Raw genomic sequence first — 16,484 nt, 5'->3', positions numbered from 1 at the left:
TAGTGGCAGAAGTTAGCTCAAATGCAGGACAACAGCCAAATGCGAAGACAGAAATGCAGGCGGAGGAATGGTTCGACTTGCTACCAATTGAAAAAAAGCTTATAGGATATTCATTAAGCCTGGGAATTATCCTGCTGATTGTATTCATTATAGGCTTTAAAGTACTTTAGAGTTGTATTAATCTGTAGATAGACCTAATCGATAGGAGTCTGAAGTATGCCTGTTACTGAATTTTCAAATTGGGTAGGGGAAAGATCCTCAAGAGACGAATGAAGGCATCTCGCGTAAAACCGGGCTCAAGATGAGATTTGCGTCGAGATAAAGATCGGTAAGATCTCTGAAGAAAAATCAGGTAAGTTTAATTCTGTTGTATGAATAAAATTATGATAAAGGACTGAATTTCGAGTTCGGTCCTTTTTGTTATCGTCTTGACAGTTGTTTTCAAATAATTATGTGTTTTAACAAATACCACATAATGAGATTATATTTCGATAGTTTAGACACTTACAGCTTGAAATAAATTATTTATTTATTGTAAAGGATTGATCTTAGTTATGTCGAATAAACAACAATATCTAAGTAATCAGTTCTTTGTTTCAGGGATAAATGTAAGAAAATGTAATCATATCAATTAGCTGTTTGCCAGATAAGGCTAAGTTAACAAATACTTATAAACACCAAGTTAAAAGTAAAGGATTTAAGACTTTTGTTATATTAATTAGCAGGAAGTAGTGAAAATATGTTATTAAAACGATCTCGAGTTCACTGGTCACATTGGATTGTTATTTTTATCTGTTTCCTTATACCTGTAGTAACAGATTATATACAACTCGTTCCTGGTGATTTGATGTGGATGCTCTATATAATACCCGCGATGATCTTGGCCTACTATTATGGTTTAAAAGGTGGGTTCATTACTGCTCTTTTTAGTGTAAGTATCCAGCTTACGTACAAATTGTCAGAGAGGTATTTCAATTTTATGGGGGTCAACAATGGGAATAACGGTATTGTTCTAGTAACGCTTTCTCTGGGGTTATTTGCTACAGCGATTGGAATGGGGATATTGGCGGATCGTCTTAAACTAAAACACAACGAATTGGAAATCGCGTTAAGCACCATGAAATCGATGGCATATCATGATGAATTGAGCAGTCTTCCTAATCGACGTAAGTTCATTGATAAATTATCAGAGTTAATTAACGATAATCCCTATCCAACGATGATTGCAATTATGTTTATAGACCTTGATCGCTTTAAGATGGTCAATGATACCTTCGGACACGCTGCTGGTGACTTATTGATCATAGAAGTCGCCAAACAGTTAGCAAAGTGTGTTAGCGATGAAAGTCTTGTGGCGAGAATGGGTGGCGATGAATTTACTATTTTGATCGATAAAGTAACGTCTGTAGACGAGGTCGAAGAGATTGCTCAAACAATTATTGAATCCTTTGAAAAGCCCCTTAATGTCCAGGGAAGAGAAATCCGAGTCAATCTTAGCATTGGCATTGTCCTTTACCCACATAATGGGCTGAGTATGGAAGTCTTGTTGGAACATGCAGACGCTGCTATGTACTTAGCTAAGCAAAGAGAAGGAAGTAACTATCGATTTTACTCCAAAGAGATCGATACAAGGATTTTTCGTAAGTTGGAAATAAAAAATCAGTTAGAGTTTGCTCTCGGGCGAGATGAATTCACATTAAGTTATCAGCCTCAGGTTATTGCGAGGACGCAGCAGATTGTTGGTGTCGAGGCATTAATTCGCTGGAAAAATAATAAGCTCGGTTTGATTACACCAACAGAGTTTATTCCTATAGCCGAAGAAGCGGGGATAATTATACCTATTGGTGAATGGGTGCTGGAAACGGCATGTCGAGATGCTAAGTCATGGTTTAACCAGGGGTTATCGCAGCTGAGATTATCGGTTAATATTTCACCGATTCAATTAATTCACGATCAATTTGAAGAGACGGTGAATCGAGTCTTAAAGCAGACTGGCTTCCCCCCGGAGAATCTTGAATTAGAGATCACAGAAAATGTTGGTTTGTATGGACTTGATAAATCAGTAACTACGTTACAACGACTTCGGGCGATGGGGATCGGCTTGGCTATTGATGATTTTGGTACAGGATATTCTTCCTTGAGCTATCTGGTTGATTTACCAATTGATACCATCAAAATCGATCGCGTGTTTGTCCAAAACCTTAACACAAATTCAAAATTAATGACGTTGGCGGAAGCGATTATCAAAATCTCTAAGGTTATGAATTTCCAAACCATAGGAGAAGGCGTGGAGACCTTGGAAGAATTAAAAGGACTGGATACTCTTGAGTGTGATCAAATTCAGGGCTACTTTTTTAGTAAACCAGTTTCAACCGAGATCATGGCGGAACTCCTTAAAAATGGTATTAGTGTCGAAACTGACCTAGGTAGTGAGGGCATAGGAGCTTAGAGTTTAAGATTAATTAAGTTCTGATGTGATTTTGTTGTGTCAAATGCCTGATTCACTGCGTCAAGTATCTCTTGCTTTGCAAGCTCAAAAGAATCAAAATAGCCAAGAGGCTTTTCTAAAGATGTGTCAATCCAAGCTAAGAATCCGTATTCTGTGAGTGTTACCAGCCAAGAGCTCGTGTCCTTAAACACCACTCGACTTGAAGTTTGCATCTCATGATAAGTGCTGAAACCATTTTTGTGAGCAAATTGCTTTCTGGTCATAAATCTTCCTCGCTTTAATACATTTCAGAATAGACATTATAGATATTAACGAAGAATTCGACATAATTCGATAGAATCCTCTATATAAGGATCGATATTTAGGGGATTTTGTGGATCTATCCCTAATATGATGTAAGTATCCAATAATTCAATCGAACTACCACTCTGTAGATGCCGTAATAGTCCTGTAAACAGTATTAACAAATCAGCAGCAGCGAAAAACTTTCGAAAATGTTAGCTTCAAGAGTGATGGCTTTAATTGGTACTTGTTTTTAAACGATACTAATTATTTCTCAAGTAAGGAAGGAGAACAGTACATGGGTTTGAAGGAAGAAATTAAAACAAGCGCCTTAAACTTAGGAGCTGATCTTGTAGGGGTGGCTTCAGTAGAACGTTTTGACGGAGCACCGTCGGGTTTCCATCCTACCGACATTATGCCGGAAACGAAATCTGTCGTGGTTATAGCTAAAAAGATTTCCGACCAACTTGTCTGTGGAAGTCTTGGTACGGCCTATACCAATACCTTCCAAGCTATACTCAGAAGGTTAGATTACATCGCAAGTGACGTAGCAGTTTTTGTGGAGAAAATGGGTGGTAAGGCGATACCTATACCGGCTGACGATCCTTATACTTATTGGGATGAAGAAAATCATCGGGGGATGGGGGATTTGTCCCATAAACATGCTGCTCAGGCGGCAGGTTTGGGTATCCTGGGAAAAAACTCTCTTCTTATTACTCCGCAGTACGGAAACAGAGTCCATCTGGTTTCCGTGCTCACCGATTTAGATTTAGAGTCTGACCCACTCGTCGAGAAGGAACTGTGTCCCCAAAGTTGTCGACTATGCCTTGATGCCTGCCCCGTTGGTGCTATAAAGGAAGAGCAAATAGTTATTCAAAAGCTTTGCCGGAGTATTGTCGGAAAAACTCTGCCCAAAGGTTATTGGGTGTATGCCTGCTGGGAATGCAGGAGGGTTTGTCCAGTAGGAAAAAACAGATAGGAAAATATATAGAATAAGAACAGCCGCTCTTTAGGCTTATGATTGATGAAAAGTGGTTAGATATGCAGAAAGAACATATTAAAGAATTAGACGTACTAAGAATGATTGGCTTTGTATTCGTCGTAGCCCAGCACGTTTTTGGAGCATATGCCTGGCGGGCAGGGGCAGGTTTTTCTGAATCACTAATTCTAAATTTATTTTATGTTATTGCCCAACCCGCTGTACCAATGTTTGTTTTGGTTACCGCGATCAGTCTATTCTATAATCATACTGAAAGAATAAATATACTGACGTTTTATAAAAAGCGCATACTTTATATTTTTCTGCCTTATGTGATCTGGTCAATCATAAATATTATGGATGCTAAACTGTATGGTCAGGCTTCTTTTGACAATTTCATCGGGCAATTGGCTGCTGGAACCGGAAGGTATCATCTATGGTATATGTCGATGATTTTAAGAATTTATTTATTCTTTCCGTTAATATTATGGTTGTCCAAGCATATACAAAAATTACCCAAATTTTATAAAGTGGGTTTCTTATTGATTTGTTTTGTGTTATATCTAATTCTTCTTAAAAATAATGGGGTTACTTTATTGATTGGGAAAAGATTATTTAATACACCAACATATAATGAACAAATGTTTATTGATCGAACGCCTTTATTATGGTCAATTTATTTCGTAGTTGGAGCCTATGTCATTTTTGGGTATCCTAATTTAATAGCGTTGCTCCAACGTTATCGAAAACTTATATTACTCACTTATATACCGCTGTTGCTCTATATTTATTACATTCAAATAAACCCCCATTTTCCTGGACATAAATATATAACGATCGGATATCTGTACTGTTTTCTTAAAGTTTCATATATGATTGTGTCAATTTTGATGTTGTATAGTTTAGCATCTTACGTTATTAGCCAAAAGCCGAAGCTTTATCGTCTATTTAAAGAAACCTCCCCGTATTCTTACTCGGCTTATTTAGCTCATGTTATTGTACTTCAAGCTGTAGCAATGGAATTAGACAAGGTATATCCCATAAAAAGTTTCCTGGTATTAAGCCTACTAATTTATATATTAACTATTATTTTAACTGTAAAGTTGGTTCAATTATTAAGTCTGTTTCCCTTTTCAAAATATTTTCTTGGTACAAGCTATAAATATTACCGGAGCATCTTTACTAAAGGGATGAAATATTCTTCGAGGAATAACCCAGGTATGTATTAAGGGGCCGTTGCATAATGAATATTTATCCGTTTTTATAAATAAAACCCTGCATAGCAGTGGAGGATTTAAACCACTATTTATGCAGGATTTTGTTTAATGGGGGGCGGTTATGCTTTTGCAACAGCCCTTAATATTTATTTTGCCGCAGCGTTCTGTTTGTTTTGCGTTTCGCTGGTTACAGCAATAGCTAAGACTGTCGAGGATATTTTACCGCTTCTGATATATTCAAGCATCATGGGAGTAATATACGGAACTAGTAGCGGCAACATGTTAGGCATTAAGGCATCCATCGTTTTTGGCAGCAGATCAGGCATTAATTCTTCCATATCATCAGGCAGTGGACCGACGCGGCGCGAAACTTCGGCCAGCATATCCGGCATGACCTTAGGCATGATTCCCGGAACCAGTTTAGGCATCATCAAAGGCATCATTTTTCCCATTAAGGTTAAGCCGCCAGGGATAAATTTCATTATCTTCATCATCGGTACCATACCGGCAGGCATGTTGGCAAACATTTGCGGGAAGAGAGCCCCCATGATTTTTGCCATGTTTTTGGGATCCATCAAAAGAATAAATTTCTCAAAGTAACTCCACATTTCCAAAGAGAATTCTGTTTTGTCTTCTGTTTCAAATCCTAAACCTTGGGCAATAAAGCGAGCTAAATCCGTTATCGGAATATCGAAATTATTGGCTTTAGCTGCTGTTCTCAATTGAACCTGACAGCAAGGGCAAAGGGCTAGCAAGGCATCTGCCTTAACATCAATGGCTTCCTGAATTCTCATACCCCCGAGTTTTGGAGCTACAGGTGTTTCGCCAATCAGAGTCAGTACAGAACCGCAACATAAACCGGTTTCGCGGTTATGCTCCATCTCGACTAATTCTACGCCCGGGATAGCGGCAATAAGTTCACGAGGCGGTTCATAAATTCCTTGGGCACGCCCAGCATGACAAGAATCATGGAAGGCAATTTTAGCATTTATTTCGTGGTCAAACTTCAAATCTCCTTTGGCTAAGGCCTCAGCGGCAATTTCTGTGTAGTGCTTGACTTTAAACGGATAGTCAATTCCCTTTCTCCGAGCCAAGTCGGCGTAAAGTTCTTTCCAGACTAAGCCACATGCTGGGCAAGAGGTAACGATTGTTTTAGCACCGCGTTTTTTCGCTTCGTTAACGTTGTGCTCGAAAATTTCTTCAAAGACATCCCATTTACCGGCCACCTTCATAGGTATGCCGCAGCAAGCCTCATCAGTGCCCAGATAGGTAAAATCGATACCGGCCTTATCCAGAATACGCACAGTCGATACAGCAACATCACTGTTGACTAAGGATGCCGTACAGCCGGCAAAGTACATAACCTCGGCTTTTTCCTTAATCTTTGGCTTAATGTCCTCTGGGAGCCAGTCAGCTCTTTTTTTCTGCTTGCCGGCCCATATATTCTTTTCTCCGCGCAGGGATGCAGCCATCATTTCAAAGGGCGGGAAGGTCATTCGCTTTTCTTCATGAACTAATTGCCCCCGCATCGTCATCCAGTTATGCTCTACGGGGATATTCAGTTGACAACGGGTATTACAGACTTCACAAGTGGTACAGAGGAGAAACTTATTGACCATTTCTTGGTCGAATTTCTCTCGGCCTGCAATAACCTCTCTTAAATAGGCATATTTGCCCCGAGGAGAATGGGACTCCCAGCCCCGGCCCATAAACTGTTCACAAGTTGAAACACAATAACCGCAACGGGCACAAGCAGTGGCAAAGAAGGCTACACTTCCTGGAACTCCATTTTTTTCTTTGGTTCTTTCAGAGAGATCGCCCGTTGGAGCTGTAGCCGCATTAGCAATCGGCCGAATCAGTGGTTCAAATAACGAAGCCAAATTCATAATATAATTAATGAGGCCAGAGCCTATCACCTTATTGGGGTTCAACAAATTATGGGGATCGACTTTTGCCTTATAGGCAGTCAGTTTTTGATAACGCTCAGTACCTAAAACGCTCTTAGCTTCACCTTTAAAATACAAACCGGTTGAATAGGCCGTACCCTCGTATTTCTTAGCAATATTAATAACGGAAATGGCCAGAGCATAAGCCGGGTTGAAGGCTAAGGAACGTTCATCATGAGGAATAAATCCTAAAATAGTAACTTTATCATCTTTGCCGACCATACCTTCGGCAACAAAAGGCTGTTTTATTTTCTTCTCAATATCTTTTAAAACGGCTGTTAAGTTTTTAGTGGGCACAATAACTTCAGTTGTAATAATGGAAGGACCAATCCGTTTTAAACGCATGGGGGCAAAACGCAAATCCCATTCGTGTTCAGCAGCTTCTGACGCTAGTTCTTTCCCTTTATTAGCCTCAATAATTTTCATTAACGGAATATTGATGTTTGAGCTGCGTGACTCAGGATAGGCCAGGACCATGACAAAAGCTTCCGGAAGCTGCGGCTTTACCTGAGGATTAGCCTCTTCATAGGGATGACCATGTTTATGAGGCAGTTTTTTCTTCAAGCGCATGGATTCCGGGTTGAGGAAAGTTATGGACCAAATGGGTAATTTATTATAGGAGATGGCCTTTAAAGCATCGCCTAAGGATTGAGAATCCTTGAACGCAAAAGCTCGGTGTATCTCTTTCAGCAATTCTCGGACTTTGAGGGTCACTTCACTAATGATTCCAGTAATTCCTTCGGCATCCGCAATATAGGTCGCTAATTCCTGGCCGCTGAATTCCTTAATTTCACCGGAAGGCATAACAACCCTGGCAGCCAAAACATTTTCTTTAAACTGTCCAAACTCATAGGAACCAAATCCGGAACCGCCTTGGGCCAGCCAGCCTCCAACGGTTGAAGCGGGGAGGGAGGTGGGATAAAGCCGCAAATCCAAATTATTTTTGTTAATTTGTTTTTGCAGTTGTTCCCAAATGATCCCCGGCTGAACGCGAACTATTTGTTGACTGAAATCTTCAGCGATAAGCTTATTCATGCCGCTCAAGTCTACCACAATAGCTCCCTCCGCCGGTAAAGCACCGCCATAGCCGGAGGTGGCTGAACCTCTGGGAACAAGTTGAATATTCTCTTGCCGGGAAAGCTGAACCAACTGTACGATTTCTTCTTCACTCATTGGCCGCACGACTGCACCAGCAATGCCAACAGGGACAAAAGGCTTAATCAGAAAAGGCAGGGCCCCAACATCATACGAATAGAGTTTCTTTTCGATTCGATCAATCCGTATCCTTTCGCCAAAAATTTCTTGGAGTCGGGCAGTAACTTTTTCACTAACCACTGACATACTCTCACTCCTCGGTTGTTGTTCGGTGATTGTTGCTGGTATTGATAGCGGAATTGTGAACATTTTAACCCATACCCCCATATGGGCGGGGGGTATTAAAAGGATACCCGAAAACCATCCGTAGGTCAATAGATATTTGTTGGAATAACAATTATTTTGTCGAAATTAGCACATAAATCAGTTATCGTTTTATTCTTAGTTCAGACGAATACATAAAGAAGGCCTCTTTAACTTTAAGAGGAATTATCATAAACATGTGGAATATTTAAACTCGAAAAAGGAAGATAGCATGTATGAGTGAGAAATTATCCTAAGGAGAATCATGAAGTTTATGATAAATTTATCAAATAAGTCGAAGTTCACAACTACTAGTATAATAATAATTATGCTTGGCTTAGTATTATTGTCGATAATTACCTATCGTCAATATAATCAAGTCAGTGAAAGTGAACTGATGCATACAATGTCAGATCACACAGCACAATCGGCCGGTTATATAAATACTTGGCTGGAAGGACGTTTAGGAGAAGTGCGGGAAACTGCAGAAAGTCCGATACTCGGGCAGGCGTTAAAATTAAATCCGCAGCTAGACCTTACTCGAAAAGATGAATCCATTCACTTGCTTGATGAACTTAACCAGTCTCGCTGGAACTATGTTTCTGGGGCGTATCCCAATGAATATGCCGCCTTACATATTGTTAATTATTTACAGCCTGATGAGTGGGGAAATCCTAAGAATTTAAAAACACTTAAAGCCAGATATTATAACGTTAAAGACGGAACGAATAAAACGGATCCATGGGCAGAAGGAGCAGCGGTTGAAGCCGGAATGAGGTATTCACAAACGGCAGCTGTTTATGACACGATATTTAAACCTGTTTATTCTCAGGCATATGGACGAAATATGGTACTTATGGCAGCCTGGCGCAAAGATAACAAGGGGAACGTTTTAGCTGGGGCAGCTGCAAGTTTAACTATTGAGACGATACAGCAAATCGCTCAGCAGGCTGGTTACGGAAAAAAGGGATACGGCTTTTTATTAGCTCAAGACGGTACATTTATTACCCATCCAAATGCTTTATGGGCAATGCGGGGAAAAACGTCAACTGTTTCGGACAGAAACATGCAGCAGCTCGGTAAGCTTGTTTCAAGTACTAAGTCAGGGATATTTCGCTTCTCAGACAACGGTGAGAAAAGAGTCGCTTTTTATAATTCAATTCCAATTGCTGGATGGACATTAGTCACGGTTGCAGATGAAAATGAATTGTTCGCATCCGCTAATGAGTTACATGTTTTGATGCTTGTTATTATTTCAAGTATCATAATAGTTACTTTAATGTTTGCTTACATTATGTTCTTATTGTTGAACCTTAAGCAGAGTAATGCGGCCAGAGAAGCGTTGGAAAATCGCAATAAGGAATTAATTGCCACAAAAGAGACGGAACGCAAAATACTGCAAGCTGAAATCTCGGTACTTCAAGCCCAAATCCAACCTCATTTTTTGTATAATACCCTCAATTCAATTACGGCACTTTGTCGGACAGATTCCCTCAAAGCAGCAGAACTATTAGAGGAATTAAGCGATTATTTACAAGGAAAGTTCCGGTTCAACAATATGGAACTCATTCCCTTGGATCAAGAACTGGATTTGGTTAAATCGTATCTGGCTATAGAGCAGGTACGTTTTGGCAAACGGCTGGAAGTTGAATATCATGTCGAGCCTAATACTAATCCCTTTATTCCACCGCTTATTCTTCAGCCTTTAGTAGAAAATGCCGTTAAACATGGTGTTTATCCGCAAAGGCAAGGCGGAATCGTTCGTATTTCTATTAAGAATGTCGATCAAGAAACGGTAATTAGTGTAACCGATAATGGGGTTGGTATGACTGCGGATAAAGTTAAACACCTATTAAATGATGAGGGCGCTCAAGAAGTGGGAGTTGGTCTCCGGAATATACAGAAGAGGCTGCAAAAACACTACGGCTATGGCTTAGAGGTTCAAAGTATCATAAATAAAGGAACAACTGTTACAGTTAAAATACCTAACTTGGCGAGGTGACCATTTTTGATTAATACCATTCTCATTGATGATGAGCAATTAGCAGTAGCTCAACTTGAATACCTTTTGAAACAATATCCTGAAATAAATATTATGGCATCATTCACTGATCCGGTAACTGCTCTTGAAAAAATCCAAGATTATCTTCCCGATTTGATATTTGTAGATATAAAGATGCCTGAAATCAGTGGGTTTGATGTGGCAGAAGAGATTATGCAAAGTTCACCCGAGACCTATTTCGTCTTTGTTACGGCCTACGACCAATATGCCCTGAACGCTTTTGATTACAATGCCATCGATTATGTTCTAAAACCCGTTTCCCTTAAAAGAATAGATCGGACCATTCAAAAAGTGCTGACCAATTTAAAAAGCGGTAAAGAAAGGACAGCCTTGGATACTAAGCTGCCAAAAATCAGACAAATCTATGGCGATGGATTTAATAAAATAATTGCTGCTGAAGAGGCCGGAAGAATATTTTTGTTAGCTCCTTCCGATGTGCTTATGTTTACTCCTCAAGGCCGAGGGGCCTTGATTCATACCCAACAAAAGACTTATCTTACGAAACAATCCATAAACTATTGGGAAGAGCGATTAGAATCCTCTAATTTCTTTCGTTGTCATAAAAGCTATTTAGTAAACTTTAATAAAATCGAGAAAATCCTTCCTATGTTCAATCATACTTACTTACTAAAGCTTGCTGATTATCCAGAAGAAATTCCTGTGAGCCGAAATAAAGCTAAGGAACTTAAAACGATCTTGGGCCTATGAAGAGCCCAAGATTTTTTTTGCACTATCTTTCTTTACACAATGTGACTGATAAATTCGGAATTTAGCACATAATTGCAAATTGCTAGTAAAGAGTAAGTATTTAGTCCTATACTTTGATCGCGGGGTCTTAGAGTGATAGGTGCAGACCGCGTAATTCATCGAAAGGGGGCTTAGTATCACAACCGAAAATAACGAGAGAAGAGTAGGGAGAGAGGGAAAAGTAATGTCGAAGGTCATAAAATGCGGAAAGTTGTTTTCAGCAATTGACGGAAGTATTCAAGAAAATGCAATTATTCTTATTCAAGATAACAGGATCATCGATGTAAAAAGAGCTGAGAACTTTGTAGCGAGTGCGAATGATGAAATTATTGATCTCGCGGATAAGTTTGTTCTTCCCGGTTTGATTGATACGCATGTCCACCTCGGATTTGGCGGCAATACAACCCTTGTTGAGGTAAGTGAACCTCCGGAACTAGTAGCCATAAAAGCAATGAGAAATGCCAAACTGGATTTGCTGGCCGGCTTTACATCAGTTCGCGATGAAGGATACCCCACCATAAGCGGCTCTGAAATAATACGTAATACCATTGCAGCAGGACTCTTCCCGGGTCCGCGCGTTTTCACCAGCGGTATGTATATCACCCAAACCGGCGGTCATCTTGAGTATCGTTATCCGGGAGAAACTATGGGTTATAGCACTTACAAGTCCGGCAATGTTGCTAACAGTCCCGACGAAGTACGTGCAGCTGCCCGCTTAATGCTAAAATATGGTGCCGATCAGATTAAGGTTGTAGTGACAGGTGGTGTTCTCAGCCCGGGCAACGAACCTGGAGAACAAAATATGAGTGTTGAGGAAATTAAAGCTGCTGTTGATGTCGCTCGCATGCATGGCAAGATTATTTCTGCCCATGCTCATGGTACGGCAGGCATTATGGCAGCCGCCGCAGCAGGGGTTTCTGTCATTGAACATTGTACGTTGGTCGATGAGGAAACTATAAAAATGATGGCTAAAAAAGGTATTGCCATTGTTCCTACGTTTATCGTTTTAAAAGTTATTGCGGAAAAAGGTGCAGCTGCTGGGATTCCTGATTTCGCTGTTCGCAAAGCTACAGCTTTGGTAGGATCACATCTTTCCAACATTAAAAAAGCCTACGATGCAGGAGTACGCATTGTTTTTGGAACAGACTGCGGAACTCCGCTTACTCCCCACGGTACACAGGCAGGCGAATTTGAATTGATGCTTCAAGCAGGCATCTCACCAACGGATACGCTTCTTAGCGCAACGAGATACGCAGCCGAATTGTTGGGATGGGATGATCGAATTGGGACGATTGAACCTGGGAAGCTCGCTGATATTGTAGCTGTTGATAAGAACCCCTTTGAGGACATTTCTGTTCTAAAGAATGTGGCTTGGGTGATGAAAGACGGAATGATATATAAAGGCTAAGCAATGAACCGGCAAAATTAGTTTGGAGGATGATCAAATGGGCAAAACAAAAATATTCTATGGCTGGTGGATTGTAGCAGCCGGAGTTTTTATCATGTCGATTCTCCACCCGCTTATTACTACAAACTGGGGATTGTACGTTAAACCTGTGACTAAAAGCATGGGGTTTAGTCGAAGTGAATTTGGGATCATTAGCACCATCGTATACGGTGTAACCGTGTTTTTATCTCCATACCTTGGAAAATGGCTCGCCCAGAAAAATACGCAATTAATTCAGGCTCTCAGTATCGTTGGCTTGGCGGCATCTTACGCCAGTTTTTCTTTAGGACAGAACATTATCCATTTTTATATTAGCGCTGTTTTTATGGGTGTATTTTCTATAGGGGCAATTGCTCTGCCTATTAGTATTGTCTTAACCAATTGGTTTGTAAAAAAGAGAGGCTTAGCAATCAGTATAGCCTTAGCAGGAAGCGGTGTGGGCGGAGCTATTATCAGTCCAATCATGACACGTGTTATTCAGAACTATGGCTGGAGAATATCCTATCTAATATTTGGCGCTGCTATGCTCATTATCGCTCTACCTATGGTTCTTGTTATGAAAAAGTCCCCGGAAACAATGGGCTTGAAAGCCTACGGCGCCGATGAAACTGTTGCAGTTGTTGAAAAAGCAGCCACGCCTAGTATTGAATATAATCTTACTCTAAAGGAAGCGAGAAAAAATAATTTCTTTTGGATTTACTTATTTGGTATATTTGCCCTTTCTTTTGTAGGCTTTGGATCTCTTAGCCAGTTTGCAGCTTTCGTTGCTGATCATCATGGAGCTGTCTTTGCTGCAAGCATCCTTTCCATATTCTTAATCATAGTTACCCTTGGAAAGATTTCATTGGGTTGGATTTATGATAAGTTTGGCTCCAAAGTTGGAACCCTTTATATTTGTATCGTCTTTGCCCTTTCCTTCGTTTGTATGCTATATCCGAACTCCAAACCCCTAATGTATATCACGGCAATCTTATATGGCCTTGGCATTTGTACAGGTACCGTCTGCCCACCGGTTATTACTTCTTCAATGTTTGGTACAAAATACTATGGTGAGATTTATGGTTATGTAAATCTGTCCGTATATTTAGGGGCTGCTATTTCTGTACCTGCATTGGCGGCAATCTATGATAAAACGGGTTCTTATCAATCAGCATGGCTTCTTTGCATCGTTTTAACTCTTTTGTCTCTTATCTCCTTACTTTACAGCGATCTAAAATGTATGGCGATAAAGCGAAACTGATTCATTTGCCAAAGCCCAATCCATAATATAACGATGTTGATTAAGATATTTTATGGTTTTAAAAGCACTTGCTCGAGAGCAGGTGCTTTATGCTTGCACAATTCAAATATCAAGCGCTTAAAAATCCGTGTGATATTTAGTGTAATTTAAAATGATGATATGACTAAAGTTAACGTTTTATATCATCGGCTTTAAGCAGGGAAATGCAGGGGTAAAGGTGGAATAGCAATTATATTCAAAAATTCTTGAAGATGATATAGTTATGAAACGCTTTACTTCTTCTTGGATCGAATAGAAATAACAAGCCTAGCAGTTAAATTACTGCTAGGCTTAATTATTTGCTCAATTTTTGGAAGGTCACACGGACTTCGAAACTCCTATATTGATCTTAAACTAGGCCACCGTTATCCTTAACAAATTGGATGGCTCTATCGAATTGCGATTCATCAACAATAGCCGCCACAAGTACGTCACGGCCGGATACGGAATCTTGACCTCCGTCACTCATACCACTAGCGCTGACATCCGCAGAAGCTAATACTCCGGTGTCCCGATCTGAGCTTGCTCCTAAAATTAATGCCGCTTGGCTAGATTTATCACCGGTTGTAGGATCGTTAACAAAATCGGCACTGCCGTTTGGATATTTACTAAAACGGTCAACTTGGATATCGGTTACTCCTAAACCTTTAATCTGTTCGGCAGCTTTTTTAGCCTCTTCCGAAGTTTTAAAAAAGGCCAAAATGTTCTTTTTGGTCATGATTGTTCCTCCCTATATTAATTTAATTTTTCTTGGTTTTCCTCTTGTTTTCATAGAATTGCTAACTAACCAAAAGAACTTACCACGGATAGAACTTGCATAGAATGCTTAATTCAGAGAATTTGAGTATGGCAAAGCCAACGTCTATTGTTTTGGATATTGTTGGCCGTTGTAAACCCACATTCTCACGGTGGTAAACCTCCCATGTCTAACAGGGTCAAGATGTTAAACCTGCCCTAAATTCCTTCGTTCCACCTATCCATGATTGGGTGTCAGTTTTGCTCCTTTACCGAGTCTTTGCTCTGATGGAATAATATGCGACTGACTACTAGCTCTTTTGTCTTGCTTGAATTCAATGATTTGTATCAATTCTGTGGTGACGCTTACCAACAAAACTTTTTACTTTTACTCTTCCTGTTACGATTCTTGCTACGCTGCCAAATACTCAGCTGGACGATGAATATCTTTAATTAGCTTTTGTGGGTCGTAGTCTATACCCTTCATTAATATTGCATAGAATACTCGGATCAGTTTACAGCTTAAGGCGATTAGCGATTGTTTCTTCTTGAGAGGATTCTTGACCCTCGTCGTGTAGTAGTTGTGTATCTCTGCAAATTCTGTGTTTTTAGCAACTAACGGCATGACAGCTTGAAATAAAATTGCCCTTAGTCGTGCTCGTCCCCGTTTACTAATTGTGGTCTGTCCTTTGTGCTTACCTGAGCTGCTTTCTCGCAAGGCCAAACCTGCAAGTTTTTGGATTTGCTTTGGAGAATTAAAGCGTCTAATTTCTCCAACCTCGGAGAGAAAACCGGCTATTGTAATAAGACCCACACCTTTAATTTCAAGCAGTTTTGCCACTTCTGGTATTTGCCTACACAGTCCATCGAGAACATCCATGATGGCCTCATATTGTGAGGTTTTATTTTGATAGTCTTGGAGTAGCAGCATAATTTCCATCCTGGAACAAGATTCCCCTGCAGTGCAACCAATGGTCTCCTGAGCAGCTTCATACAGGCTCTTAGCCCTTTTCATTCCAACTGCTCTGAGTTTGTTATCTCTCCAAATTCGGTTTATTCCTTCTGCTCCAAGTTTTTTAATATCGCTGGGCAAGGGGGCTTCCTGAAGTACCAGCATGCTGCTTGCTGCATCAAACTTCCCAAATACAGTTTCATGCTCGGGAAAGTATATTTTCAGCCACCTCTGTATGCGATTCTTTATACTGTTCATTTCTTTCTGGATGCGCAGTCTGCAAGCCGTTGCTATTCGCAATTCTGCATAGATGCCTTCCGGAATATAGGGCTCATTGTATCGGCCCTCGATTACCAGCTTGGCTATGGTTTTAGGATCTTTGACATCAGTTTTGCTTGGGTGATTGTCATCGAGTTCTTTACTCCGCTTTACATGAAATGGGTTGACCAGGACTAGCTTTATACTTTGTTCTTTCAGGTAGGATGCTAGGCCAAACCAGTAATGACCCGTTGGCTCTGCTCCGATTACAATGCTATCCTTTTGTGTCTGCTTTTTTAGCTGTCCAATCCATGCGGATAAATCCTTGAATCCCTCTGCACTGTTTGCAAACTTAAAGACTTTGCCTAACTCTACCCCCCGCCAGTCGAACGCTCTGGCATAATGTAGTTTGCTGGCTATGTCCACGCCGATGACAATACTCGTTTCAGATAGTTGATTTAGTTTCTCGTTTTGTGTAAAATTCACCTGGATGACCTCCGTTATTTTTTGATTGGATTCTGTTGGCCAACAGTGCATCCTCTCAAAGCTTAACGTGAGGTCGTCTTTTTTTCAAAGCTCATTTTTTGTTACTTACAGGAATGCTCCTTTAACATTTATCTTACAGTTTCCAAAATGTTATATTTTATTCTGTATTCCTAATTTGTGTTTCGCGGATGGACATACTAATTATGCCACGAATTACATACTGCCTTAGATAGATACCAAGGAATAC

Annotated in this window: 12 protein-coding genes; 8 read left to right on the top strand and 4 right to left on the bottom strand. The window is 40.3% G+C overall.

Translation table 11 applies throughout. The annotated features are described in order from the left end of the window. Positions 1-2: 2 nt before the first annotated feature. Complete coding sequence (locus B5Y67_RS25195) at positions 3-170, top strand: hypothetical protein (RefSeq protein WP_170932589.1); 168 nt, start codon at positions 3-5, stop codon at positions 168-170. A gap of 569 nt (positions 171-739) precedes the next feature. After that, the gene (locus B5Y67_RS05285) at positions 740-2,449 is read left to right on the top strand and encodes an EAL domain-containing protein (protein WP_088225482.1); all 1,710 of its coding nucleotides are present in this window, start codon (positions 740-742) and stop codon (positions 2,447-2,449) included. Here the strand turns inward: B5Y67_RS05285 and B5Y67_RS05280 are convergent. Then, positions 2,446-2,712, bottom strand: a complete 267-nt coding sequence (locus B5Y67_RS05280; RefSeq protein ID WP_088225481.1) for a hypothetical protein — start codon at positions 2,710-2,712, stop codon at positions 2,446-2,448. The genes B5Y67_RS05285 and B5Y67_RS05280 overlap by 4 nt on opposite strands. A gap of 317 nt (positions 2,713-3,029) precedes the next feature. Between B5Y67_RS05280 and B5Y67_RS05275 the strand changes: the two genes are divergently transcribed. After that, the gene (locus B5Y67_RS05275; RefSeq protein WP_088225480.1) at positions 3,030-3,710 is read left to right on the top strand and encodes an epoxyqueuosine reductase; all 681 of its coding nucleotides are present in this window, start codon (positions 3,030-3,032) and stop codon (positions 3,708-3,710) included. Between the two features lie 62 nt (positions 3,711-3,772). Next, positions 3,773-4,939 (top strand): acyltransferase, encoded by a 1,167-nt coding sequence (locus B5Y67_RS05270; protein ID WP_088225479.1) that lies wholly within the window; start codon positions 3,773-3,775, stop codon positions 4,937-4,939. A gap of 134 nt (positions 4,940-5,073) precedes the next feature. Here B5Y67_RS05270 and B5Y67_RS05265 read toward each other — a convergent pair whose 3' ends face one another. Further along, entirely contained in the window at positions 5,074-8,214 is a 3,141-nt protein-coding gene (locus B5Y67_RS05265; protein WP_088225478.1) for an FAD-binding and (Fe-S)-binding domain-containing protein, read from the bottom strand. A 331-nt stretch (positions 8,215-8,545) separates the two neighbouring features. On the opposite strand from B5Y67_RS05265, the gene B5Y67_RS05260 reads away from it, so the two are divergent. From B5Y67_RS05260 to B5Y67_RS05245, 4 genes are all read left to right on the top strand, one after another. Continuing rightward, on the top strand, positions 8,546-10,273 hold the full coding sequence (locus B5Y67_RS05260; protein WP_170932593.1) for a sensor histidine kinase: 1,728 nt from the start codon (positions 8,546-8,548) through the stop codon (positions 10,271-10,273). Positions 10,274-10,279: 6 nt separating this feature from the next. After that, positions 10,280-11,041: a LytTR family DNA-binding domain-containing protein gene (locus tag B5Y67_RS05255; RefSeq protein WP_088225476.1), complete on the top strand. Its 762-nt coding sequence runs from the start codon at positions 10,280-10,282 to the stop codon at positions 11,039-11,041. A 223-nt stretch (positions 11,042-11,264) separates the two neighbouring features. Next, entirely contained in the window at positions 11,265-12,488 is a 1,224-nt protein-coding gene (locus B5Y67_RS05250) for an amidohydrolase family protein (protein ID WP_088225475.1), read from the top strand. 37 nt (positions 12,489-12,525) lie between these two features. Then, entirely contained in the window at positions 12,526-13,767 is a 1,242-nt protein-coding gene (locus B5Y67_RS05245) for an MFS transporter (RefSeq protein ID WP_088225474.1), read from the top strand. A 388-nt stretch (positions 13,768-14,155) separates the two neighbouring features. On the opposite strand, the gene B5Y67_RS05240 is transcribed toward B5Y67_RS05245, so the two are convergent. Beyond that, entirely contained in the window at positions 14,156-14,524 is a 369-nt protein-coding gene (locus B5Y67_RS05240) for a hypothetical protein (protein ID WP_088225473.1), read from the bottom strand. Between the two features lie 429 nt (positions 14,525-14,953). Beyond that, positions 14,954-16,237 carry an IS110 family transposase gene (locus B5Y67_RS05235; protein WP_088225472.1) on the bottom strand — a complete coding sequence of 428 codons (1,284 nt, stop codon included), beginning with the start codon at positions 16,235-16,237 and terminating at the stop codon, positions 14,954-14,956. Positions 16,238-16,484 lie beyond the last annotated feature (247 nt).

Origin of the sequence: Desulfosporosinus sp. FKB (assembly GCF_002196705.1) — a bacterium.
Taxonomy (GTDB): domain Bacteria; phylum Bacillota; class Desulfitobacteriia; order Desulfitobacteriales; family Desulfitobacteriaceae; genus Desulfosporosinus.
Note: the sequence above shows the minus strand (reverse complement) of the source record. Positions and strands in the feature narration are given on the sequence as shown.

Coding starts and splice junctions, on each gene's coding strand:
- B5Y67_RS05250 (WP_088225475.1), top strand. CDS start 11,265: ATGTCGAAGGTCATAAAATGCGGAAAGTTGTTTTCAGCAATTGACGGA.
- B5Y67_RS05245 (WP_088225474.1), top strand. CDS start 12,526: ATGGGCAAAACAAAAATATTCTATGGCTGGTGGATTGTAGCAGCCGGA.
- B5Y67_RS05240 (WP_088225473.1), bottom strand. CDS start 14,524: ATGACCAAAAAGAACATTTTGGCCTTTTTTAAAACTTCGGAAGAGGCT.
- B5Y67_RS05270 (WP_088225479.1), top strand. CDS start 3,773: ATGCAGAAAGAACATATTAAAGAATTAGACGTACTAAGAATGATTGGC.
- B5Y67_RS05260 (WP_170932593.1), top strand. CDS start 8,546: ATGATAAATTTATCAAATAAGTCGAAGTTCACAACTACTAGTATAATA.
- B5Y67_RS05265 (WP_088225478.1), bottom strand. CDS start 8,214: ATGTCAGTGGTTAGTGAAAAAGTTACTGCCCGACTCCAAGAAATTTTT.
- B5Y67_RS05275 (WP_088225480.1), top strand. CDS start 3,030: ATGGGTTTGAAGGAAGAAATTAAAACAAGCGCCTTAAACTTAGGAGCT.
- B5Y67_RS05280 (WP_088225481.1), bottom strand. CDS start 2,712: ATGACCAGAAAGCAATTTGCTCACAAAAATGGTTTCAGCACTTATCAT.
- B5Y67_RS05285 (WP_088225482.1), top strand. CDS start 740: ATGTTATTAAAACGATCTCGAGTTCACTGGTCACATTGGATTGTTATT.